Source organism: Labrenzia sp. THAF35 (genome assembly GCF_009363595.1).
Lineage (GTDB): Bacteria > Pseudomonadota > Alphaproteobacteria > Rhizobiales > Stappiaceae > Roseibium > Roseibium algicola.
The window spans coordinates 5,988,377-6,011,796 of the sequence record NZ_CP045380.1 but is presented as its reverse complement, the minus strand read 5'-3'; the positions used below and the strand labels follow the sequence as shown (position 1 = coordinate 6,011,796).

The 23,420-nt window shown below is 60.1% G+C and carries 17 protein-coding genes; 11 read left to right on the top strand and 6 right to left on the bottom strand.

Going from position 1 to position 23,420, the window contains the following annotated elements; all coding sequences use genetic code 11:
- The first annotated feature begins 89 nt into the window (after positions 1-89).
- From FIU93_RS27565 to FIU93_RS27550, 4 genes are all read left to right on the top strand, one after another.
- A complete protein-coding gene (locus FIU93_RS27565; protein ID WP_152507354.1) occupies positions 90-4,160 on the top strand; it encodes a peptidoglycan-binding protein in 4,071 nt (1,356 codons plus the stop codon).
- 420 nt (positions 4,161-4,580) lie between these two features.
- Complete coding sequence (locus FIU93_RS27560; RefSeq protein WP_031269647.1) at positions 4,581-5,510, top strand: sulfite exporter TauE/SafE family protein; 930 nt, start codon at positions 4,581-4,583, stop codon at positions 5,508-5,510.
- Positions 5,507-6,289: a TIGR02186 family protein gene (locus FIU93_RS27555; protein ID WP_023001774.1), complete on the top strand. Its 783-nt coding sequence runs from the start codon at positions 5,507-5,509 to the stop codon at positions 6,287-6,289. Before FIU93_RS27560 ends, FIU93_RS27555 begins: the two co-directional genes overlap by 4 nt.
- Positions 6,290-6,493: 204 nt before the next feature.
- Positions 6,494-7,624, top strand: coding sequence for an AI-2E family transporter (locus tag FIU93_RS27550; protein WP_152507353.1), 1,131 nt, complete (start codon positions 6,494-6,496; stop codon positions 7,622-7,624).
- Here FIU93_RS27550 and FIU93_RS27545 read toward each other — a convergent pair.
- From FIU93_RS27545 to FIU93_RS27530, 4 genes are all read right to left on the bottom strand, one after another.
- Positions 7,621-7,908, bottom strand: a complete 288-nt coding sequence (locus FIU93_RS27545; RefSeq protein WP_152507352.1) for an antibiotic biosynthesis monooxygenase family protein — start codon at positions 7,906-7,908, stop codon at positions 7,621-7,623. The genes FIU93_RS27550 and FIU93_RS27545 overlap by 4 nt on opposite strands.
- Before the next feature lie 111 nt (positions 7,909-8,019).
- Entirely contained in the window at positions 8,020-8,973 is a 954-nt protein-coding gene (locus FIU93_RS27540; protein WP_152507351.1) for an AraC family transcriptional regulator, read from the bottom strand.
- 50 nt (positions 8,974-9,023) lie between these two features.
- Positions 9,024-9,761 (bottom strand): ligase-associated DNA damage response endonuclease PdeM, encoded by a 738-nt coding sequence (pdeM, locus tag FIU93_RS27535; protein ID WP_023001770.1) that lies wholly within the window; start codon positions 9,759-9,761, stop codon positions 9,024-9,026.
- Complete coding sequence (locus FIU93_RS27530; protein ID WP_152507350.1) at positions 9,758-12,262, bottom strand: ligase-associated DNA damage response DEXH box helicase; 2,505 nt, start codon at positions 12,260-12,262, stop codon at positions 9,758-9,760. Before FIU93_RS27530 ends, pdeM begins: the two co-directional genes overlap by 4 nt.
- 137 nt (positions 12,263-12,399) lie before the next feature.
- On the opposite strand from FIU93_RS27530, the gene FIU93_RS27525 reads away from it, so the two are divergent.
- The 4 genes from FIU93_RS27525 (at position 12,400) to FIU93_RS27510 (ending at position 16,309) form a co-directional block, all read left to right on the top strand.
- Positions 12,400-13,305, top strand: a complete 906-nt coding sequence (locus FIU93_RS27525; protein WP_152507349.1) for a DUF4189 domain-containing protein — start codon at positions 12,400-12,402, stop codon at positions 13,303-13,305.
- Positions 13,306-13,397: 92 nt separating this feature from the next.
- Entirely contained in the window at positions 13,398-14,420 is a 1,023-nt protein-coding gene (locus FIU93_RS27520) for a ligase-associated DNA damage response exonuclease (RefSeq protein ID WP_152507348.1), read from the top strand.
- 52 nt (positions 14,421-14,472) lie between these two features.
- Complete coding sequence (locus tag FIU93_RS27515) at positions 14,473-14,916, top strand: DUF4440 domain-containing protein (protein WP_023001766.1); 444 nt, start codon at positions 14,473-14,475, stop codon at positions 14,914-14,916.
- Positions 14,909-16,309, top strand: a complete 1,401-nt coding sequence (locus FIU93_RS27510) for a right-handed parallel beta-helix repeat-containing protein (RefSeq protein ID WP_152507347.1) — start codon at positions 14,909-14,911, stop codon at positions 16,307-16,309. The genes FIU93_RS27515 and FIU93_RS27510 overlap by 8 nt, the downstream gene beginning before the upstream one ends.
- A gap of 47 nt (positions 16,310-16,356) precedes the next feature.
- Here FIU93_RS27510 and FIU93_RS27505 read toward each other — a convergent pair whose 3' ends face one another.
- Positions 16,357-18,474, bottom strand: a complete 2,118-nt coding sequence (locus FIU93_RS27505) for a DEAD/DEAH box helicase (RefSeq protein ID WP_152507346.1) — start codon at positions 18,472-18,474, stop codon at positions 16,357-16,359.
- Positions 18,475-18,868: 394 nt separating this feature from the next.
- Between FIU93_RS27505 and FIU93_RS27500 the strand changes: the two genes are divergently transcribed.
- Positions 18,869-20,524: a cisplatin damage response ATP-dependent DNA ligase gene (locus FIU93_RS27500; protein ID WP_152507345.1), complete on the top strand. Its 1,656-nt coding sequence runs from the start codon at positions 18,869-18,871 to the stop codon at positions 20,522-20,524.
- Between the two features lie 164 nt (positions 20,525-20,688).
- Complete coding sequence (locus FIU93_RS27495) at positions 20,689-21,231, top strand: hypothetical protein (RefSeq protein WP_209010250.1); 543 nt, start codon at positions 20,689-20,691, stop codon at positions 21,229-21,231.
- 81 nt (positions 21,232-21,312) lie between these two features.
- Here FIU93_RS27495 and FIU93_RS27490 read toward each other — a convergent pair whose 3' ends face one another.
- Complete coding sequence (locus FIU93_RS27490) at positions 21,313-22,182, bottom strand: thioesterase family protein (RefSeq protein WP_023001760.1); 870 nt, start codon at positions 22,180-22,182, stop codon at positions 21,313-21,315.
- 455 nt (positions 22,183-22,637) lie between these two features.
- Between FIU93_RS27490 and FIU93_RS27485 the strand changes: the two genes are divergently transcribed.
- Positions 22,638-23,321, top strand: a complete 684-nt coding sequence (locus FIU93_RS27485) for a response regulator transcription factor (protein WP_023001759.1) — start codon at positions 22,638-22,640, stop codon at positions 23,319-23,321.
- The last annotated feature ends 99 nt before the right edge of the window (positions 23,322-23,420 follow it).

Genomic DNA, 23,420 nt, shown 5'->3' with positions numbered 1-23,420 from the left:
AAAACGCTGTGCCTGTCCCGTCCTCGACGGAATCATGGCGCAGCCTGTTTCATCAGCGGTCTGAATGACCGTCAGCCCAGGGTCAAGAGATGCCGGCTTGGAAGAAAAACGAGGCAGGACGCCGCGGCCGTGATGCGTATGAAGGCGACGACTTTTACGATGCACCACGCCGCGAGCCGGCGCGAAACCGCATAGAACGGTTGACGCGCACTGCAACGGCGCTTGGCAAAAATGACCGTTATCCCTCCGAGGAACGTGACGAGGATCTCGACGCCGTGGCCGACGAGCTGGACCGGCTACTGGCCGACCAGGCGGAACCACGCCGGCCCGAAGTGCGTCGGCCGGAGCCTCACCAGTCTGCGCCGCGCCGCAGGGTGCCTCGTCGCGAGCCGGGCATTGATGAAGTCATGGGTGCGCTCGACCGATTGGACGAACAGGTGCAGGGGCTTGCGAGCCCGGACCCGCTGGAAGACTATCGTCAGGAGCATCGCGCGGACTACCGGGATGAGCCGCTTCGGCCGGCGCCGAAGCCACGTCCTCGCCCGGGGAGCTATGCCATCGACAATCTGCCGGCTGACGAACCCTATTATGACGAGGACGATGCCTACGAAGCGCAATATGCGCCGCAGCCCTCTCGCCAGCGCCACCGGGACGTACGCTCCAGAAGCGAAGCGTCCATGCATATCTACAAGGACCTTGGCCGCCGCATCGACGCATTGAGAGCGCCGCAGGAACAGGCCTTCAATCAGGTTCGCGATGAGCTTGGTTCGCTGCGCGAGGCACTTGGCGGCCTGTCGCGCGGCACCAACGAAACCGTGAGCCGGCAGAATGCGGAACTGCGTCGCCTGTCCGACATGGTCGAGCGTCTGCGTGCCGACAAGAAGAACGACCAGCTGGCCCGCGAGATCCGCAAGGAAGTCGCCGACCTGAAGGACATGGTCGGCCGCACGAACGTGGAAGGGGCACTCCAGACCCTGGAGCACGGGTATGCCCATATCCTGCAGCGCCTTGATGAATTGTCCCGTGCGTCTGTGGATCCCCGCGTCCTGCGCGGTGTGACCGCGCGCCTCAACGAAATCGAGGACGCCTTCGCCGCCCTGCCGCGGTCCGAGCACATGATGGTGCTGGAAGACCGGGTCGTCAGCATTGCCGAACGTATGGAAGAGCTCCTGCAGCGCAAGGGCCATGCCGATATCGAACCGCTTCGCGCGGAACTGCGTGAAGTGCGCGGCTTTGTCGAACAGATCGATATCAAGGGTCTTGTCGAGGGTATCGATGACCGGATGAAATTCGTGTCCGGCCGCCTCGACGATCTGGAAGTCCTGGCACGGGAACAGCGCGGCCTGGACAGCCGTCTGTCCGCCATGGAACAACGCATGCCCGAGCCGGAAACGATCTCCAGGCTGCAGGGCCGCCTGGAAGACATCGTCGGCATGATGGCCGACGACCGTGCAGCTCCGGTGGACACTCAGCATATGGGTCAGGTTGACCGGCGCCTCGACGAGATCGTCGACCGTCTCGAGAGGATGGAGCAGGCAGGTCCGCTTCCGTCGACCGACACGGGCGCCTTTGCAGCGCTGGAACAGCGTCTGGAAACGATCTCCGGCAAGATCGACGCGATCGAAAAGAAATCTGCGCGCCCGGTGCCGGTTCTGGATGCAGCCGCGATGCGGTCCGGCGGCAATGCGCCGGACACCAAGTTCATGGCCCAGCTTCAGGAGCGGTTGAACGATCTGACTGCTCGTCTGGATCAGCCGAAAGACACGGTCACGACATCGGACCTCGACAAGCTGCGCGCCGAGATCGGATCCATGCGTGCCAGCGTGTCGGCACCGGCATCGACAGAAGCGCTCGAACAGCGGATTGCCGATCTGGCACAGATCGTGTCGAAGGGTGCCGAAGTTACCGACGACAGCCGCTTCGAACAGCTTGGAGCCAAGGTTGCCGCGCTCGCGGAACAGATCGAAAGCACGTCCACTCAGGCGTTCAGCATGGAGCAGTTCTCGCCGTTCCTGGAGCGGATCGAGAAGGGCCTGGAAAAAACCCGCTCAGACGTTGTGGGCATCGCCCGCGAAGCGGCAAGGGAAGCGATCGAAAGCGCACCGGCACCGAGAACCGGCCAGTACGATCAGGCCATCACGGAGCTTCAGTCCGATCTGAAGCGGTTGCTTGACGCTGCTGAAGGTACTGACGAACGGACGCGGAACACCTTTGACGGGGTCAAGTCCGTGCTGGGCTCTCTGACCGAGCGCCTGGACAACCTGGAACGTGCCGACCACTTCGGTGAAACGCCGGCCTCCAGCTTCTCCCCGATCAAGGTTGATGAACCGGCCCCGTTGTTCTCCAAGGCCCCACAGGCCAGGAAGACGGAAGACGAGCAGCAGCCCGCTGATGCACCGCAGGCACCGCGAGCCGATGACCGGACCCGTGATCGCAAGGCAGACTTCATCGCAGCTGCCCGCCGTGCAGCACAGGCAGCTTCGGCGGAAGCTGCCCAGCTGGAAAAGCGGCAGAAGGAAACGGAAGAACCTGAAGCTGCCAACGAGGAACGCGGCAAGGCCCGTGTCGGCTGGCTGCGCAACGTTCTCAAGCGCGACAAGTCCGCTGCGAAGGAAGACAAGGCCGAACCGGTCGGAGATCTGGAGCTGAATGCCGAGGACGTTGCCGATCAGGCCTTTGAAGCCCAGGATTCTGCCGTTCTGCCGGGTGACCGCCCGGCACCGGAAGCTCCGCAGGCCTCCAGCGGCCGCCGTCGGGCCATTCTCTATACAGCTGCCGCCGTTGTCCTGTTGATCGGAACACTGCAGGTGTTCCGCCTGGCAACCGGTGGCCCGGAAGAGGCCGATCAGCTTGCCGCGAACACGCCGGAAACCGTTGAAGCGGTTCCTGCGCCGGAAATGGCAGACGCTGCTCCGGTACAAGCCGACGTTCAGCCGGACGTTGAGGTTACTAGCGAGGTTGCTCTGGCAGAAAGCCGCGGCGTCGGATCTGCGGCCGAAGGCGCAGAATCCGGGACTGTCAGCGCGATGCCGGACGAGACAGCCGACACGATGTCAGAACAGGCCCCGGCAGTTGCATCAGCGCAGTCCGCGCCGCCGCAAACGACACCGGTCACCGAAAGCAACAATGTTGAGGCTGCTTCCGCGTCCGGTCCGCTTGCCCCTGAAACTGAACTGGCGTTCGCGCCGCCCGCAGGCGTTGCAAGCAGCTTCGGCGAAGCAGGTGAAAGCACTGTGTCCGGGTTCCAACCGGCAAGCGAAGCCGGCGCCCCGGCAAGCCTCCTTGCAAACCTGCCGCCGGAAGGCGTTGGCCCGATGGCGCTGCGTAGCGCTGCTGCCAGTGGCAATGCGGCCGCAGAATTCCTGGTGGGTGTGAAATTCACCGAAGGCAGCGGTGTATCGGCGGATCTGTCCAAGGCAGCAGTCTGGTATCAGAAAGCGGCCGACAAGGGTCTCGCGCCTGCCCAGTACAGGCTCGCAAGCCTCTACGAAAAAGGCCGTGGTGTCGACAAGGACCTGCCGAAGGCAAAGGCCTGGTATTCCAAGGCGGCTGAAGCCGGTAATGCGAAGGCCATGCATAACCTCGCGGTTCTTTATGCCGAGGGAGGCGGTGAACAGCCTGACTATGCAGCTGCTGCCAAGTGGTTCGAAGAAGCCGCCAATTTCGGTGTCAAGGACAGCCTGTTCAACCTGGGTATCCTCTATGCCGGAGGCATAGGCGTCGATAAGGACCTGGTAGCCAGCTACAAATGGTTCGCGATAGCGGCCGATCAGGGCGACCCGGAAGCAGCCAAGCGCCGCGACGATGTCGCCAACATGATGGATCAGGAAACCCTGGCCAATGCCCGGCTCGCGGTCGAAAACTTCAAGCTGAAGACACCGAACGCGGCAGCCAACAAGGTGACGATGGAGCCGGGTTGGGTGGACAGCGCCACATTGCCGGCGGAAAAGGTGTCGATCCAGGCACCCGATAACACGGCCATGGTCAAGGAAGCCCAGGACAAGCTCAACTACCTCGGTTTTGACACCGGTACCCCGGACGGCCAGATGGGGCCGCGCACCCGCAGCGCGATCCGCGCCTTCCAGCGGAGCATCGGAATGCCGGAAACCGGAGAAGTCGACAACCGTCTGCTGGACGAGTTGAAGAGCCAGGCGATCTAGACCATCCCTTGGTGTATCCGGGGTGGGCGCGACAAACGGCGACCTGATGAAACAAGCACCCAGCCAGGCCAGATGCCCGGCTGGGTGTTTTCACATTGCGGCCCGCATTGTTTTTTCACGGTGACACGAAATGGAATTTTCTTCGGTAACGGCGCTACAGGCAATTTGCCGATGGAAAAGGCAGAGCCTGAATGCAGTCAGATATTCGAACGTGAAACCCTATGGGCGTGGTTTCAAAAACAGACCGGAACGCGGGATATATCCGCAACGCAATGGTCGAATTCCGCCTGGCACTTGTCTAAAATCGGCGAACCGAACCAAACAGACCTGCTGGCCGGTTGACATGCTGGACTCTACAGGTCTTTAACCATTTCATCGTAATCTTTACGCAGTCATTTCTGCAGTTTTCCGGTTGATCCCGTGCAATTATACCTGCCCATAGCCGAGATTCCGGTGAATATCTTCGTGATATTCGGCATGGGCGGCGCCGTGGGTTTTCTGTCGGGGCTGTTCGGTATTGGCGGTGGCTTCCTGCTGACACCGCTTTTGATCTTCTCCGGTATCCCGCCCGCGGTTTCCGTTGCCACTGTCACCACGCAGGTGGTTGCCTCTTCGTCATCGGCCGTCGTCACCTATTGGCGACGAAAGGCCATCGACCTGAAACTTGGCACAATCCTGCTCTGCGGCGGTGTCATAGGGTCGTTTATCGGCGTCATATTGTTTGAGGTTCTTCAGTCCATCGGTCAGCTGGATGTCGTGATTTCGCTGTCCTATGTGACGTTCCTGGGCGCCATTGGCGGCCTGATGCTGTTCGAATCCATCCGTGCCATCCGTCGGCGCAAGTCCGGCGTTGCGCCCAAAGCCCGCAAACCCGGTCAGCATAACTGGATCCACGGGTTGCCGCTGAAGGTCCGTTTCCGGCGCTCCAAGCTTTATGTGAGCATCATCCCGGTTGTCGGCCTTGGCGCGATCATCGGCTTTCTCGGCACGATCCTGGGGATCGGCGGCGGCTTCATGATGGTGCCTGCGCTGATTTACCTGCTGCGCGTGCCCACCAGCATCGTCATCGGCACATCCCTGTTCCAGATCCTTTTCACAATGGCAGCCGCGACCGTGTTCCATGCCATGGGCACGAAGACTGTCGACATCGTTCTGGCCATGACGCTGATGGTCGGCGGTGTGATCGGAGCCCAGTTCGGGGCTCGCATGGGCCAGAACCTGCGCGGCGATCAATTGCGTCTGCTGCTTGCGCTTCTGGTCCTGGCTGTCGGCTTGCGCTTTGCGGTCGACCTGCTGCTGACACCGGACGATTTCTATTCCATCGCGATCCGGAAGGGGGCAGGGGCATGAGCCGGCTGATCCTGCTTCTGTCGATTGTCGTTGGCCTGGTAACCGGCGCTGCAGCCCAGAGCCGGCCGAACCAGGAACTGGTGACGTCCCTGTCCTCGGATCTGATCTCGATCCAGTCCAATTTCACGGGCACGGAAATCGTCATCTTCGGGCAGGCCAGCAACATCGAGCGCCAACCCAACGATCCGAGCGGCTATGAACTGGCCATCGTCGTGGAGGGGCCACCGCAGGACATCACCACGCGGCGCAAGGGCCGTTTTCTGGGCGTTTGGGTGAACCGGGAGGCAGAGCGGTTCCAGAACGTTCCTTCCTACTATGCGGTCGCCAGCACCATCAATATCGGCAACCTTGCGAACCGCACGGTTCTTGACGACCTTGGCATCGGCCTCAACCACATCAACCTGGCTGTCTCGGGCGTTTCCAATGTCGCTCTGTCAGACAGGGATGATTTTCGCCGCGCCTTCGTCCGGCTGCGGGAGCAGATGGGTCTTTACTCGGAACAGCAGACCTCGATCACCTTTCTGACCGACACAATGTTCCGAACAAATATTCCCCTGCCAGCCAACATCCCGGTGGGCGACTACAAGGTCAAAAGCTTCCTCTTCCTCCACGGCGAGGTGGTGGCCCAGACGGAGCAGACGCTGGCTGTTGCCAAAAGCGGTTTCGAACAGGTCACCTTTGAACTGGCGCAGTCCTATCCGTTCTTCTATGGCCTCCTCGCGGTGTCACTGGCCATTTTCACAGGCTGGCTCGCCGGTGTGATCTTCCGCAAGGACTAGGCAGACCCGATCTCGGCCCGCCCGATCTCGGCCTGCCTGAGTTTGCCTTCTCGAGCCGATTGTGTCCTACCGGGCTTACCCATCTGACTGACCGTCGAATGTTATCGTCGGAAACCGCATGTTTGCGCACTTTCCGCTGGCGCTTGCCGCCGCCGCGGCTATTCTCGAGTCCAAAGATTTTTCAGGCTGTTGGGGCAGGCGGACATGACAGAAGAACCCTCATCCACACCACGGGTGGAAACAGTTGTGAAACCTGACCCGACACTGGATGCAAAGGTCATCGATATCGCCATCCGCCTCGGCGTTCTGGGGCTCTTTGCCTATTTTTCACTTCAGCTCGTCGCGCCGTTCTTTCTGTTCCTGGTCTGGGCGGTGGTGCTGACGGTCGCACTCTATCCGGTGTTTGACTGGCTCGCCGCCAGGCTTGGTGGACGAAAGGTTCTGGCAGCAGTCCTGATAACGCTCTGCTGTCTTGCAATCGTGATCGGTCCCGTTGCCGTGTTGATCGTCAGTCTCGTGGACACGCTTCAGGGCTGGTACCACGGCATGGCGAACGGCGTCCTCAAGCTGCCGCCCCTGCCTGAGAAACTCGCCGGGTTGCCGGTCGTCGGTGCCAAGATTTCCGAATTCTGGCAACTCGCCGGTCAGGGGCTGGAACAACTCCTGGCCAAGGTCGGGCCGACGCTGGTGCCGGCCGGCAGCCGCATCCTCGGTGTTCTGGCTTCGCTCAGTGGTAGCGTGCTGTTCTTCATCGTTTCCATCATACTCGCAGGTTGCCTGTTTGTGCCGGCCCCGTCTCTGGCAAAGGGCAGCAAGCTGTTTGCCGACCGCATCATCGCGCCGCGCGGATCGGAATTTGTCGATCTGGCCGGTGCCACCATCCGCAACGTCTCGCGCGGTGTCATCGGTGTTGCTGTCGTCCAGGGGCTGCTGACGGGGATCGTGCTGATAGCGTTTTCCGTGCCGCTTGCCGGCGTCCTGACCTTCGTGGCGCTGATCCTGTGCATCATCCAGATTGGTCCGGCACTGGTGATAATTCCCACGATCATCTGGGCCTGGAGCTCCTGGGAACTGGTGCCGGCACTCCTGTTCACTGTGCTGATGGTTCCGGTGATGCTCATTGACAATGTCCTGCGGCCAATCCTGATGTCCCGTGGCCTGGATGTGCCGATGCTGGTGATCCTGATCGGCGTTCTCGGCGGCACCATTGCCTATGGCTTGATCGGTCTCTTCCTCGGGCCCGTCATCCTGGCGGTGTTCTACGAACTGATCATTGCTTGGGTGAAGGCGGGCGAGAAGAGGCCGCCTGAAGTGACGACCTTGCCCGATCGCTAGAGCGTCTGAAAATAGCCACTTACCGGATCTTCGGCGAGATGGCCGGAAATCATGGCCCAGGTTCCATCAGCAATCAGTCCTTCGATATGTGCCTTGTGGATTGCTTCGTTTTCCCAGCTTTCGACAAGCGTGAAGCGGCATGCATCATCCAGGTCCTTCAGAACCTCGACACCCTGACATCCGGACACGCCCTGAAGATCGGCCGAAACCGAGTGCATGATGGTTTCAAACGCCTCTTGCCGGTCCTTGAGAGCGTTGAATTGAACGACAACTTTGATGGCCATGGGGGATCCTTTCCGCGTCGGCTGTATGTTGTCGGCATGGGATAAACAGCCAAGGCAGCTGGCGACAGGTCCATTCCTGCTGAACGGCTGCCCGATCCTGCGGAACTTTCCTCAAGTATCGTTCTGGCGAGGCGGGTCCAGAGTTTCGGCATATTGGCGCGGAGCCAAACCGAAAGCCGATTTGAAATCACGCGTGAAGTGGGACGTGCTTGCATAGCCGGAAACCTCGGCTGCACGGGCCACGCTGGCGTTTGACGCCAGTAGGTGTTGCCGGGCGCGGTCGAGACGTATCTGCTTGCGGTATTGAAGCGGGGACTGACCGAACAGAGCGGTGAAACCATGTGCGAAATGGGACGGGCTCATGGCAACTTCGGCTGCAATTTCGGCAATCGTCAGCTCCGGTCGTGCCGCATGGGTCTCGATATAGCGCAAGGCCTTGACCAGCCTTTCATCCCTTGCGCTGACCAGGGTCCTCAAGACGCCAAAGGCGTCGGACCGCAGGATCCGGTAACAGATTTCCTGCAGGCACAGCGGTGCCAGAACATTGCAGTCGGCTGGATCCCGAAAAGAGGTGACGAGGCGCAGCAGCGAACCGGCGAGTTCATCGTCCAGTGGTTCACAGGAGATAAGCGCGCCTTTGGCCGGGGAAGACGCATGGGCATCGGTTTCGGCAAGGCGAACCAGTGTTTGAGCAATCAGCTCAGGTGACAATTGCAGTTTGAGGGCCAGATAGGGCTTTGCAGGTGTGCCCTCGACAACTGCGCTGTAAGAAGCGTCACCATGAAACGCGATCACGTGGCCGGGGTCATTGACGATCTGCTTGTCACCCAGTGAAACGCGTTTCAGCCCGGAGACGGCAACGGCGACGGAAAGTCCCTTGTTCCGGCCACGGTGATAGGGAAGGCATTCCGACAGTTTCAGAGCCCAGACGGAGCCGAGTGGGGACGGAGTGACCCCTTCCGTTTTCGCAAACTTCCGAACGGCATCACTCAGTGCGGCGATTGCTGGCGAAGCATTGTCGGTATGGACGGAGTGGCAAGCTTGTACGGGAGAATTCGTCAGCATAGCTCTGGCTTAGCCAACGTCAGCCATGAGCACAAGCGGCAGATGAAGTGTCAGTCCCCGACCAGACGGCTGGCAGTGAAGGGGAACAAGCGGTCATTACCGAGCATGAAAACGGAAAACTGCCGTCGCCGGAAGAGCATGCCATAGGCTTCATCGGTGACATTGAGCCCACCGGTCAACGCGCCAAAGGCGGGCAGGACAAGACGGGTGCCGTCGGTAACGAAGCAGGCCCGCCGGATCGAACGGCCGAAGCGGCGCACGCGGGCGGCCGGATGCAGGTGTCCGCAGATTTCTCCTGCGGTCGACGTGGAACCGACCTTCTCGATTGGTTCGTGCCGGAAGGTCAGTGGACCGATAGTGATTTCGTCAACCGTTACACCGCACAGGCGCACCGGTGCAATCGGATCGTGGTTTCCCGTGACCCAGATCCATTCACGGCCGAGCTGAAGGGTCGTCAGCATCGCGCGGTAGGGCGCTGGCAACCGGTCGGAGCCGTCGGGATCGTGGAAACTGTCGCCAAGGCAAATGACGCAAGCCGGATCGAAGGCATCGATTACGCCGGCAAGTTTCTCCAGCGTTGCTCCGGTGTCATAGGGCGGCAGCATCACGCCGCGCCGGGCGTAGCTGGACCCTTTTTCAAGATGGAGATCCGCGACGATCAGGGTGGACTCGTCCGGCCACCACAAGATCCCGCTGTCGTGCAGACCGACCAGCTGGCCATTGATCTGAATGTCATGACATACCGGCGCAGCAGCATATTTGCGCAAATGGGATGTCAGGGCACTCATTCCATAGCCTCCAGTACGAGTTCTTCGGCTGCCTCTGCCAACAGCGTGTCCATGGCCTCCCCGTAGACCGGTTCCTTCCCTATTTCCAGGAGAATTGGCACGGCAAGGGGAGAGACGTGCGGAAGTTCAGTATGCGTGATTCGTCCTCGGATCCGGGCAAGAAGTTCCCCCAAACGCGAGATATCCAAAAGTCCTTCGGCGGCGTCGTTCCAGGTTGCCTTGAGTAATATGTGGTCTGGTTCATGGGCTCGCAGCACGTCATAGATCAGGTCCGAAGATACGGTTACCTGCCGGCCCGACTTCTCCAGCCCCGGATGGCGGCGTTCGATCAGACCGGCAATGACGGCACAATTACGAAACGTACGTTTCATGAGGCTGGATTCGGCGAGCCAGGCATCGAGATCGTCGCCGAGGATGTCTTCCTCGAACAATCGGTCGAGAGGAATTCTGCCGGAAGAAAACAGCAGAGACAGGTCTCCGAGGCCCCATATGGCAAGCGCATAGTCGTTGGCGACGAAGCCGAGCGGGTTCGTACCCAGCCGCTCCAGGCGCTTGGTCAGCAGCATGCCAAGTGTCTGGTGCGCCAATCGTCCCTCGAACGGATAACAGACCATGTAGTGCTTGTTGGCGCGCGGAAACGTCTCCACCAGCAAGCCGTCCCTTGCGGGCAGGACGGATTTCTCCCTCTGGATGTTCAGCCAGTCGCGCACCTGTTCGGGCAGCGCCTTCCAGCTCTCGGGTGTCGCCAGCATCGTGCGGACGCCTTCAGCGAGATAGGTGGAGAGCGGAAACTTTCCGCCCATGTAGGACGGGATCATCGGATTGTCCGATGTGGTGCGCGACACATAGGCCTCGTTTTCGCGGATGCCCTCGAAACGCACGACCTCGCCACCGAAAAGAAACGTGTCGCCCGGCGCCATCTGCTCCAGAAAATACTCTTCCATCTCACCCAGAACACGCCCGCCGCGGCCGACGGGCGTCCTTCGTCCGGAAGCCTTGGAGCGCACCAGCCGCACCTTGAGCATCGGTGCTTCGACGATGGTGCCGACATTCAGCCTGTATTGCTGCGCGATCTTCGGGTGGGAAATCCGCCAAAGCCCGTCCTGGCCTTTCCGCAGCTTGGCATATTGATCGTAGCTCTTCAGTGCGTAGCCGCCGGTGGCGACGAAATCGAGAACCCGCTCGAACGTCTCCCAGTCGAGATGCCTGTAGGTTTCAGAGGACCGAATTTCATTAAAGACATCCAACGCATCAAGCGGGTCTGCGCAGGCAAGGCCGAGCAGATGCTGGGCAAGCACGTCCAGCGCGCCCTGGCGCAGCGGCGGCGTGTCCTGATCACCGCGCATCGACGCGGCAAGGGCGGCCTGACACTCGAGCACCTCGAACCGGTTGGAGGGGATGAGGATCGCCTTTGACGGTTCGTCCATGCGGTGGTTGGCACGGCCGATCCGCTGGGCAAGGCGGCTGGCCCCTTTCGGCGCACCGATGTTGACCACCAGATCGATATCGCCCCAGTCGATGCCCATATCCAGCGAAGAGGTGGCAACCACCGCCTTCAGGGCACCGGTGGCCATGGCCGTTTCGACTTTCCGCCGCTGGCCGACATCAAGCGAGCCATGATGCAGCGCGATCGGCAGCGTGTCGTCGTTTATGCGCCAGAGTTCCTGAAACACCATTTCGGCCTGGCTGCGCGTGTTGACGAACAGCAGCGATACGTTGTGTGCCTTGATCAGCTTGTAGATGTCGGCAATGGCATAGCGCGACGAGTGGCCGGACCAGGGAACGCGTTCTTCGCTCTCCAGGATCGAGATGTCGGGCTTGGCGCCACCGGCAACCTCAACGACATGAGACAGCGCCCGGGCGTCCGGCTCGGGCTGATCGACAAGATAGGCGCGCAGGTCATCCGGTTCGGCGACAGTTGCCGAAAGCCCGATGGTCCTGAGGTTCGGGGCAAGACGTCTTAGCCGTGCCAGGCCAAGTGCCAAGAGGTCGCCACGCTTGGAGGTCACCAGTGCATGCAACTCGTCCAGAATGACGGTTCGAAGCGAGGCAAACATCCGTGCCGAGGCTGGATCCGACAGCAGCAGGGCAATCTGTTCCGGCGTGGTCAGCAGAATGTCCGGTGGATTGAGCTTTTGCCGCTGGCGCTTGTGAGAGGGCGTGTCACCGGTGCGGGTTTCCAGCCGGACGGCAAGATCCATTTCCGAAACCGGAGCCTCCAGGTTGCGGGCAATATCGACCGCAAGTGCCTTCAGCGGCGAGATGTAAAGTGTGTGGATGCCATTGCCCGCGGAACCGGGTTTTCTTTTGCCCTGTGCTTCCAGTTCCACCAGGCTTGGCAGGAACCCGGCCAGGGTCTTCCCGGCGCCCGTAGGTGCAATCAGCAGCGTGGAATGGCCCTGTTGCAGATGATCGATCAGTTGCAGCTGATGGGGCCTTGGAGCCCATCCCCGCGAGGCAAACCAGCTTTGGAATCTGTTTGGTAGCAACTGCACGTCCATGGCTTTGGTTTTAGGCCAGGGATGGGTGAAAGGCGAGGGGGAATGTTCCTTGATTGTTCAGCTTGTGTTCAGGTGACCTTTGGTCAATTCTGCGCGAATATGACCTAGGGGAGGTTCTTTTGAAAACATTGGTATTTATGGGACTTTTGTCAGTAACCGTTCTTTGTGCAGGTGAAAGCGCAAATGCTTCGGAAAGCCTCAATTACCGTTGCAAACTCGGCAATGAGTTCGTCTTCATTGAAACGATCCCGGAAGAGGGACGCGCAATTCTCGAGGATATCAACGGCAAGACAATCCTGGTGCCGGACGGGCGGGGTGGTTACTTCAACGATGACGAGGAAATCTCTTTTGAGCAGGCTAAAGCCGTTCCTGAACTCTGGCTTGGCGATGTGTCGCATAACTGCGAAATAGCGGTGCCAGATTCCATCGGCCAGAGCCAGGCAAGCAACGCTGTTGGAAAAAATGAAACGCAATTGGATCTCCAGGGCCAATCTCGAGGGGGCAAGTTGCGCGCAGGTCCAGGAACGAATTTCGCGCAGGTCGGCAGCCTTTCGGACGGGACCTGGGTCACCATCCTGAAAAACAGTGGTGTTCGAATGGACGGCTACGACTGGTTTGAAGTTGTGGCCGACAGCGGATTGCGCGGTTTCCAGTGGGGCGGAATCATGTGCTCCAACGGCTCGAAGATTGCCGGTGTCTATCAAGCTTGTGGTGCGCAGGCGTCTGCGCAGCCAGCCACGAAAGTGGCTCAGCAACTCGGTAGTGGCTGGATGGCGTTTGCCCTGGCTCCTGGCGGAGCCTTTGGTCATGGCGCTGCCCCCACCAGGGCAGCCGCGGAACAATTCGCCATGCAATATTGCGGCAACAATCAATGCCGGATTGCGGACGCCACCCAGGCAAGGTGCCATGCATTGGCCGTTTCACCTTCCAGCAATGGCATTGGCGCTGGCGACAGCGAACAGGCAGCGATGAACTTTGCCATGGGCTGGTGCTCGAACAGCGGCGCAAGCGGCTGCCGTATCGAGTATTCCTATTGCCAGTGAGCCACTTGCCAGTGAACCACGACGCCATGGCCATGCGACCTTTTCGCCGAATGGCCATGGCACATCCGCAAATCAGACCTATCTAGCGACGGATGTCCGATATTCTGACGCTGACACCCGAAGGCCTCTATTGTCCTGAAGCAGGTGTCCATATCGACCCCGTCCGCCCGGTCGAAAGGGCGGTCATCACGCATGGCCACGCAGATCATGCACGTTCGGATCATGGCGCGGTGCTGGCAACGGGCCAGACCCTCGACATCATGGCAATCCGCTATGGCGAGAACTTCTGCGGATCGGCGCAGGCGATCAGATATGGCGAGACGTTGAAGCTTCGGAATGTCGAGATCTCGCTGCACCCGGCAGGTCATGTACTTGGCTCTGCACAGGTTCTGCTGTCATCTGCAGAGCGGCGAACCGTCGTATCGGGAGACTACAAACGGCAGGCAGACCCGACCTGCGCGCCTTTCGAAGTGGTGCCCTGCGATACCTTCGTTACCGAGGCGACCTTCGGCCTGCCGGTGTTTCGTCATCCCCCGGCGCGAGAGGAGATTGCCAAGCTGCTGTCGTCGCTGGAGCTGTTTCCGGAGCAGACCCATCTGGTCGGTGCCTATGCGCTCGGCAAGGCGCAGCGCGTTCTCGCAGAGTTGCGGGCGGCCGGTTACGAAAAGACGGTCTACCTTCATGGCGCATTGGAGAAGCTGACGGCCTATTACCGAAGCCAGGGGATCGAACTTGGCGATGTCGAACCTGTCGGCCAGCGCGGCAAGGAGCTTGCCGGTGAAATCGTCATGTGTCCGCCCGGCCAGCTCTCGGACCGTTGGTCCCGCCGGTTCGGCGACCCGGTCGCGGCAATGGCCTCGGGGTGGATGCGTGTTCGGGCGCGGGCGCGTCAAAGAGGGGCAGAGTTGCCTCTGATCCTGTCCGACCATGCCGACTGGGACGACCTTTGCCGCACCATTCTGGAAACGGGTGCCGAGCAGATCTGGGTGACCCATGGCGCGGAGGAGGCACTTGTCCACTGGTGCGAATTGAATGGACGAAACGCCCGCCCGCTCAATATGATAGGCTATGACGACGGCGAGGACGCCGACGTTGCGCGGGCCGCACAAGGCTGATCCGGCCCACGCGAAATTGCGGCATTTATTTCCTTTTGGGGGAGAGGCAGTCATGGCGGACGACGGTGAATTTGCAGGTGCCGGCAACGGCCAGACAAACGGCGCCGGGGCTGGTGCCAACGGCGAAGCCGAAGAGGCGATTGCACAGCTCTTTGACGACTATCAGGCCGGCTTCAACGATTATGACATCGACAGGATCTGCGACTGCTTCGCCCTGCCGACCATCATCTGGCAGCACGAGAAGGGGCATGTCTTCAACGACGACGAGGAGTTGATCGAGAACATCGAAGCGCTCCTTCAGGCATTGGAGAAGGAAGGCGTGTCCCATTCGGACTTTCACGTCGTATCCAGCCACGTGAGCGGCTCGGTCGCACTGGTGACCCTCGATTGGAGCCAGGAAACGGCGGACGGCGAAGCCGTGTTCGAGTTCACCTGCCATTATCAGCTTATCCAGGACGGAGCGGATTGGGTTATTGCCTGCATCGTCAATGAATAGAACGACGGGCCGGAGGGCAGGGTTCCTTGCCCTGCCGATCCTTTGCCTGCTATCGGTCCTGTCGGGAACCGCAGCGGGCGAAACGCAGGCTATCTATGGGGCATTGACGCCAGCATCGGAAACCTTGCGAGCCTGCACACTTCCGGAGATGACGCCTGGCAAGGTGTTGCTGGAGACCGATTGCCGTTATACGGAACCGGTCGTCATCTCCTCCGACAACATCCTGCTGGATTGCCGCGGTGGCACCATCACGGGCATGCACCGGCGCGGCATTACCATTCGGCCAGGCCTGAAAAACATCACCATTCGCGATTGTCGCCTCGACGATACCGGTGGCATCCTGATTGAAGGTCAAACGCCGTCGGATGACGCGGCGGCGCGGGACGAGGCGCGGGCAAATTCGTCCCAAGGGGTTGTTCTCGACCATCTGACCATCACCAAGTCCTACATGACAGGCGTCTTTGTCGATCACTACGTCGTCGGCGCGACGATCCGTAATTCCATCGTTGCCGATGGTCATCATGTTGGCATCTATCTGGAGCATGGGTCGCAGAAGAACGTCGTTTCCGGCAATCTGATCCGCAACAATGGCCTCTTCACCAACAAGGGCATCCGGCGCATCGGCCCGACCCGCCGCGAAGGCCTGTCCGTGGATGGATCCGCGTACAACCTGATCGAAAACAACATCTTCGACAGCAACGCTTTCGGCGGCATCTTTCACTACAAGAACTGTTGGGAGTTCCACACCACCAACCCGGAAAGCCGACCGCGCCTGCAAGGATCGGACGGCAACGTCATCCGCGGCAACGTCTTTCGGAACATGGACATCGGCATCTGGGTTGCCTCGCGCCAGGCGCGCGATCTGGTGATGTGGGACTGCGGCGACAAGAGCCCTTACGACAGTCCGGTTTCACTGGCCCCGATGATGGGCGACCGCCCATGGGGGCAGTCCGACACTTTTCTGGGGTATCACTTCAACCCGGAACTCATCGCCGGTTTTGTCGACAAGAACGCGCTTTCTCCCAGATGGCCGTTTCCGATGGAGCTGCACCTTTACGAGGATTTCGCCGAAGACAACACGTACCAGGACAACTGCTTCGAGAACCTTGTCACGGGCATCCGGATCGAGGACGACGGCAACACGGTCCGGGACAATCTGTTTGTGGGAGACTTCGAATACCTTTATCTCGGCAGTCCGTTCCGGGCAAAAATGCTGAACCGGCCGATAGAGGGAACAGTGATAGAAGGCAACAAGAATGCCTCGCCCTCGTCGCGTAGCTTCCTGCAGAACAGCTTTCTGGCCGATGACGAGCACAAGGACACTGTCATCGTCCAGCCCGATGCTGGTTCATCCGTGCCTGCGCCGGATACCTGCAAGACGGGACAGACCTAGACCGGTTCAAATGAAAAAAGCCGGTGACACGGGTCACCGGCTTTCTGTCAGGGCTTTGTTTTCGAGGCCTTGCGCTCGGCGCGCGACGGCTTGTTTTTCTTTGCGGCCTTTTTCTTGGGCGGCGCGGAGTTGGCAGCCGACCGGGTCCGCGGCTTGCGCCGGTCGCCGTCCGGGCCATCCGCGGCACGTTCCTTGCGCTTGGGAGCGCGGTCGCCGCCGTCGAGGTCGCGAGCCAGTTCCTTGGTATTCAGAGGCTCGTATGCTGGGTGGTGCGGCACGAAATCGTCGTCACCGGACCGGCGGCGGGATTTGCCGCGAGGTCCGTCAAACTTGCCGCGCGGCCCGTCGAATTTGCCTTTGGGACCGTCGAACTTGCCTCTGCCCTCGCGCTTCGGCCGGCCGGATTTCATGCTGTCTTCGGCACCGAGGCTTTCATAATCCGGTGCATCTGCACCACGCGGACGGCGCTTGGGCGGGCCGGAACGGTCAGACCGGTCACGGCGGAAGCCGTCTTCCTTCGGCGGGGCAGGGATCTTGCCGCCACGTGCATCAAGCAGAGTGATGGTGGCATTTTCCTCGCCAGTGCCTTCGCGCTTGACCACATCGGCGAAGCGCTGGCCATGACTGCCGGCGATTTCGAAGTACAGCTCGTTCTGGAAGATCTTGATCGCGCCGACTTCCTTCTTGGTGACGTGACCGGCACGGCAGATCATCGGGAGGATCCAGCGCGGTTCCGCGCGCTGGCGGTGGCCAAGCGACAGCGAGAACCAAATGCCGTCTTCGAACTTGCCGGTGATTTCCGCATTGCGACCGCCGCGCGAGCCGGCATCCCTGCCTCGGAGTGAGGTCTCATCGAGATCGGAAACGTCTTCCGGAGCGGGCAGACGCGACTGGCGCAGCTTGACGAAGGCGGCAGCAAGTTGTTCCGGGCTGTGAAGCGCAAGCAGTTCGTTCGCGATCGCCAGTTCTTCTTCTTCCAGTTCCACCTTGAGTGCGGGATCGGCCAGAAGCCGTTCCTTGTCCTTGGCACGGATGTCGTCTGCGGTCGGAGCACCCTTCCAGGTCGCCGTGATGCCGGCAAAATGCAGCACGCGCTCTGCCTGGCGGCGGCGCGGGAAGGGAACCATCAGCACACAGGTGCCCTTGCGGCCGGCACGGCCCGTACGGCCGGAGCGGTGCAGCAGGGCGGCCTTGCCTGTCGGCAGGTCGGCGTGGATCACCAGATCGAGGTTCGGCAGGTCGATGCCGCGTGCAGCAACGTCAGTTGCCACACACACACGGGCGCGGCCGTCCTTCATTGCGGCCAGTGCGCTGGAGCGCTGCTCCTGGCTGAGTTCGCCGGAAAGGGACACGATGGAGAAACCGCGGTTCGCGAGTCGCGATGTCAGCCGGCTGACAGCTTCACGCGTCGAGCAGAAGACGATTGCCTTTTCCGCTTCATGCTGGCGCAGCACGTTGATGATGGCGTTTTCGCGCTCGTTCGGGGCAACCGGATGCGCGACGTAGTCGATATCGCCGTGCTGTTCGCGAGCGTTGATGGTCGACAGGCGAACGGCATCTTTCTGGAAGCGCTTGGCGAGTTCTGCAATCGGCTTCGGAACCGTTGCTGAGAACATCAGCGTGCGCCGGTCCTGCGGCGCGGTATCCAGAATGAATTCCAGGTCTTCGCGGAAGCCCATGTCGAGCATCTCGTCGGCTTCGTCGAGCACGACAGCCTTGATCTCCGACAGGTCCAGTGCGCCACGTTCGATATGATCGCGCAGGCGGCCAGGCGTTCCCACGACAATATGAACACCGCGTTCCAGCGTCCGCCGTTCGGTGCGCGGGTCCATGCCGCCGACACAAGAGGCGGTTACGGCGCCGGCTTCATTATAAAGCCAGGTCAGTTCTTCCTTCACCTGAAGGGCAAGTTCGCGGGTCGGTGCAATGGCCAGCGCAATGGGAGCGCCTGCCTGGCCGAGGCTGTCCTGGCCGTCAAGCAGCGTCGGGGCGAGTGCGAGGCCAAAGGCAACGGTCTTGCCGGACCCGGTCTGCGCAGATACCAGAAGGTCGGCTTCCGGCGGAGCGTCGCTTAGAACGCTTTCCTGCACGGAGGTGAGGTTTTCATAGCCACGTTTCGCCAGCGCGGCCTTCAGCGCCGGGGCGAGAGAAGTCAAATCGGTCATAGAAATCTTTCAACTGCTCCGGATCTTCTGCATGCCAGTCAGCAGTCTACCGGATAGGGCCATCCAGTTATCGGCCCATGGATGGCCGCGGCTTATACAGGCATTTTTCCTTGCCGTCCATCCCGCATTTTTCAGGCGTGAAAGTGGTACACTGGCAAAAACAGCAGTGATTTTCCACATTGCGCCAGGTCCCGAGCGATGACACAAGCAAACTATTGTTCCTCGTATCCGGTCATCTTGTGGGGCATTGACCAATTCTCTTCTGCCGTAGCTGAAATGAACTCGGCCTAGAGCCGGTGTTAGCTTTCAGCCCGCATTGAGATGATAAGCTGAATTTTTGATCTATGACGTAAGGGCTTGCAGTCCGGGCGCTTTCGCGGTTCGTATAGCGCTTATGCTGGCTTTTTCCCATCTGCTCGACCGGCTTTCGCTGGAACCCAGGCGCCTCGCCAAGGAAGCGCTCCTGATCCGTTATTTCCAGGAGGTCGCGGATCCGGACCGGGGCTTTGCCCTGGCCGCACTGACAGGCGGGCTGAGTTTCAAACACGCCAAACCGGCCCTGCTCAGGGCTTTGATCGGCGAGCGGACGGACCCGGAGCTGTTTGCGCTTTCCTATGATTTTGTTGGTGACCTGTCCGAAACCATTGCGCTGATGTGGCCGCAGGCAGCAAAGGGAGAGGTTGCCCTGAAAGAAGCTGCCCCCAGCCTGTCTGAAGTGGTCAAGCGGCTGGAAGGGGCCGGAAAGAGCGAAGTGCCCGGTTTGCTGACCGACTGGCTGGACACGCTGGATGAGACCGGCAGATGGGCCCTTTTGAAACTGGTGACGGGCGGTTTGCGCGTCGGGGTATCTGCGCGCCTTGCGAAAACGGCCGTGGCAAAGCTCGGTGGACTGGACGTTGCTTCCGTAGAGGAGGTCTGGCACGGGCTGGAGCCCCCCTATGAAGCACTGTTCGCCTGGGCGGAAGGACTGAGCGGACAACCGCAAACATCCGATCCCGCACCATTCCGGCCGGTGATGCTGGCGCACCCCCTGGACGAGGACAGGGACACGGAGCTTCTGGACGCGGAGGACTTTGCGGTCGAGTGGAAATGGGACGGCATTCGCGTTCAGGCGGCAGCCGGTCTGACAGAGCGTGGCGACCGCGTACGCCGCCTGTTCAGCCGGACCGGTGAAGACATATCCAGGGCCTTTCCCGATATTCTGGATTTGCTGACATTCGATGCCTGCATTGATGGCGAATTGCTTGTGGTGTCGGACGGTCAGGTGCGTCCTTTTGCAGATCTGCAAAAACGCCTCAACCGCAAGACCGCCGGGCCAAAGCTGATCCGCGAATTCCCGGCAGCGATCCGTGCCTACGACCTGCTCAGTGTCGGCGGAACCGATTTGAGGGAGCTGCCGTTTGCAGAACGGCGCAAGGCGCTTGAAACCTTTATCACCGGATTGCCGGAGGGAAGCATCGATCTGTCGCCCATGGTGAAGGTAACCGGATGGGAGGAAATCACCGCCGCGCGCGCCGATCCCCATGCCCATCTGCCTCCTGCCGACGCCGATGCCGTTGAAGGCTTGATGCTGAAGCGGTGGGATGCGCCCTATGTCACCGGCCGGCCGAAGGGATTGTGGTTCAAGTGGAAACGGGAACCCTACCTGATCGATGCCGTGCTGATGTATGCGCAGCGCGGCCACGGCAAACGCTCATCCTTTTATTCCGACTATACCTTCGGTGTGTGGCGTGACGGGGAGGCGGGAGCCGAGCTCGTTCCGGTCGGCAAGGCATATTTCGGCTTTACCGATGAGGAATTGCGTGAAATCGACCGCTATGTGCGCAACAACACCATCAACCGGTTCGGACCGGTGAGGGAAGTCGTTCATAGCGCTGAAAAGGGGCTTGTGCTGGAGGTCGCCTTTGAAGGGCTCAACCGGTCCAGCCGGCACAAGTCCGGCGTTGCCATGCGTTTTCCTCGCATTTCCAGGCTGCGTTGGGACAAGCCGGCGGCTGAGGCCGACAGGCTGGAAACGCTTCAGGCAATGTTGCCAGGCGAAGAAGGGTAATTCGGTGTTCGACAACTCGCTTTTGAAAACCCGCCCTTAAGTCGTGCTTTGGCCATGGAAATATGGCACCCATGGCAAGATACAAACGGCCAGACGCTTGTACCCCTGTTTCAACTGAAATACCTGGGGCGCGAAAGCGCGAGGCCGGCAACCGGAGAGGCAATATGACGATCCGCAACAAATATCTGGCTCCCGTGTTCCGCGGGCTGGCCTTGGCCATTCTTCTGGCCCCGGCAGCTGTCGCCCAGGACAGCGTCTCCCCTGAAACCGCAGACGCAGTGACAAAGGGACAGGCGGACCGCTTTTCCCTGGTCAGGGTGGATGAGGATATCCTCAGGGTGGACCGGCAGAACGGGACCGTCTCCATTTGCAAGGAGCAGAGCGACGCCTGGCGCTGCAATCCGGTGCCGCTGGCAGAAGATGCCTATCTTGCTGAAATCAACGAGCTGGCCGGTGAAGTGGATCGCCTGACAGCCCGTGTGGAGGAGCTGGAAGGCAATGGCGTAAAGTCCGACAAGCAATTGCCACCCGGTTCCGCACTTGATCGCCCAAAAGCACCCGGCTCCAGTCAGGGTGGACGCAGCCCATCGACAACCGAGGAAGATGAGGAACTGGAAAAGGTTCTGACTTTCACAGAAAGCGCCATGCGTCGTTTCTTTGGCATGGTTCGCGATCTGCAGAAGGACTTCGAAGGCGAAGCCAACTGATCGCCTGAAGTCAGGATAAAAAAACAGCGTGTCCCTGCCAGGGGCACGCTGTGTCCGGCAAAGTTCCTTGGCCGGGAGGCGTCAGTCGATCAGCATCTTGTTGATGCTCTGATAGGCTTCATCCGGTTGTTCCACGGCAACACGCCTGGTCAGATCCATCGTCAGCGCGACAACATCCAGGACGGCGGCGAGACGGTTCGTCCGTGTTTCAAACAGGTGATGGCGCATCGAGAAGGTCTTTGGATTGACGCCGGTAAAGCCGGAAACCACCAGCATTGCGTCGCCGGTCTTCAGCGGTGTGATCCAGGTCAGCTTCATTTCAACGGCCACCCGGCCGAAACCGTTTTCCGTCAGATAGGCGTGTGTCATCGGCGTACGCTGCCAGACATGGGCTACGCCGTCCGTGCAGCAGGACAGCGCAAATCTGTCGTCGGCCTTGCCGTCGGGACCGATATCGCGGGGCAAAACGGTTCCCCGGTAGACGATCTGGGCGCCTTTCGACTGCAGGGCCGCAAGCGTCGCACGTGCATTTGCCGGTCCGGCGGAAATCCCCCTTGGTCCGGCCTCTGCAATCATTGGCGTCTGGAAGTCGCGGAAGCGCTGGCGCAAGGTCTTCGCGGCGCTGGCGCTCGGCTCATATCCGTCGAGAGCTGTTGCCGAAAGCGTTCCCGTGGCGGCGTCGCGCATTTCGTGGATGACAGTGAGCATATGCGGGCCGTCGAAGGCGATGCTGGAGTGCACCGTGATCAGGTCCCCCGTACGCATCTCCTTGTGGTAGCGCACGTGGCGCACCCGGCGAGCCCCCACGACGGTTTCGCTCAAGCCGGTCATTAGCCGGAACTGGCGATCTGCTTCCTCGAAGCGGCTGAAGTAGAACTGGACGTTTAGATGATCGTTTTCGTCACATTCCCAACGGTTCACAAATGAAAACAGCGTTGCCTGAATTGTCATATTTGCTTCGTGCACTCAGTGATTTTTGATTATGTGATGTGTATTGGACAGGTCATTTGTTGCTGTCTTTGCATTGATTATCAACAAGAAATGTAGATTCTGGAAAATTAGTTCAGGCAACGTTGAGGAAGCGGGTAAAATGAAAAGATCAACTCCGGCGAGGTGATTTAAACTTTAGGTTGTTTTTGTTGGTGGCTCTAACTTGACTATTTTTCTTGCGCCTGAAGGCAGCCTATTTGCCATGACAGCAGCGAATGCGCAGCGCGTGAACATGGCGTGTTGGTCAAAAGCATGGTTTGACTTGCGCGTAACCCATGTTGCAAACATACTTCACAATGGCCGCAACAACGGGGCTTCGCCATAAAATCAAGAAGCGAGCGGGTGCAGGATGACTGCGACGCATGGCTCTGGCGGAACCTGCGGGCCAAACGGACCGTTGAGGGAGGAATAACAACGTGTCGGCGACATCGTATCGGTTCATCATCGCGGATGATCATCCCCTGTTCCGGGGTGCTCTGCGTCAAACGCTCGAAACACAATACCCCGATGCTGTGATCGAGGAAGCCGGTGCGTTGGAGGACGTTACGGCCAAGCTGGAACAGGATGGCGAAGTCGATCTCATCCTGCTTGATCTGTCCATGCCCGGCATGCGCGGTTTTTCCGGGCTTATGTACTTGCGGGCCCAATATTCCGGCGTTCCGGTGGTGGTGGTCTCGGCCAATGAGGATCCGCAGGCCATCCGGCGCGCGGTTGAATTCGGAGCTTCCGGCTTCATTCCGAAGTCTCACGGGATCGATGTCATTCGCGAGGCGATTTCGGAGGTCATGTCCGGCAACATGTGGACCCCGCCGGATGTCGACCTTGCCGCCGACGATGGCAGCGGTGATCTGGTCCAGCGCCTTGCAACGCTTACCCCCCAGCAGGTTCGTGTTCTGATGATGCTGTCCGAAGGTCTTCTGAACAAGCAGATTGCCTACGAACTGTCCGTTTCGGAAGCGACCGTAAAGGCTCATGTTTCCGCGATCCTGCAAAAGCTTGGCGTGGAAAGCAGAACCCAGGCCGTTATTGCAGCGTCCAAGATCGAGGCCGGGCAATGGCAGGTTGGCGGCGAAACCGCCGAGGCTGCCCAGGCACAGTGACAGCGAGCACACGCGCGACGTTACTTTCTGGCTGCTCCACTTGGAAACAGTCTCCAACGCAGGAGACCGTTTTCTGCTTTGCGTGCTGAAATCGACCTG

Coding starts and splice junctions, on each gene's coding strand:
- FIU93_RS27525 (WP_152507349.1), top strand. CDS start 12,400: ATGGGACTTTTGTCAGTAACCGTTCTTTGTGCAGGTGAAAGCGCAAAT.
- FIU93_RS27500 (WP_152507345.1), top strand. CDS start 18,869: ATGCTGGCTTTTTCCCATCTGCTCGACCGGCTTTCGCTGGAACCCAGG.
- FIU93_RS27515 (WP_023001766.1), top strand. CDS start 14,473: ATGGCGGACGACGGTGAATTTGCAGGTGCCGGCAACGGCCAGACAAAC.
- FIU93_RS27530 (WP_152507350.1), bottom strand. CDS start 12,262: ATGGACGTGCAGTTGCTACCAAACAGATTCCAAAGCTGGTTTGCCTCG.
- FIU93_RS27545 (WP_152507352.1), bottom strand. CDS start 7,908: ATGGCCATCAAAGTTGTCGTTCAATTCAACGCTCTCAAGGACCGGCAA.
- FIU93_RS27555 (WP_023001774.1), top strand. CDS start 5,507: ATGAGCCGGCTGATCCTGCTTCTGTCGATTGTCGTTGGCCTGGTAACC.
- FIU93_RS27510 (WP_152507347.1), top strand. CDS start 14,909: ATGAATAGAACGACGGGCCGGAGGGCAGGGTTCCTTGCCCTGCCGATC.
- FIU93_RS27565 (WP_152507354.1), top strand. CDS start 90: ATGCCGGCTTGGAAGAAAAACGAGGCAGGACGCCGCGGCCGTGATGCG.
- FIU93_RS27520 (WP_152507348.1), top strand. CDS start 13,398: ATGTCCGATATTCTGACGCTGACACCCGAAGGCCTCTATTGTCCTGAA.
- FIU93_RS27540 (WP_152507351.1), bottom strand. CDS start 8,973: ATGCTGACGAATTCTCCCGTACAAGCTTGCCACTCCGTCCATACCGAC.
- FIU93_RS27505 (WP_152507346.1), bottom strand. CDS start 18,474: ATGACCGATTTGACTTCTCTCGCCCCGGCGCTGAAGGCCGCGCTGGCG.
- FIU93_RS27550 (WP_152507353.1), top strand. CDS start 6,494: ATGACAGAAGAACCCTCATCCACACCACGGGTGGAAACAGTTGTGAAA.
- pdeM (WP_023001770.1), bottom strand. CDS start 9,761: ATGAGTGCCCTGACATCCCATTTGCGCAAATATGCTGCTGCGCCGGTA.
- FIU93_RS27490 (WP_023001760.1), bottom strand. CDS start 22,182: ATGACAATTCAGGCAACGCTGTTTTCATTTGTGAACCGTTGGGAATGT.
- FIU93_RS27495 (WP_209010250.1), top strand. CDS start 20,689: ATGACGATCCGCAACAAATATCTGGCTCCCGTGTTCCGCGGGCTGGCC.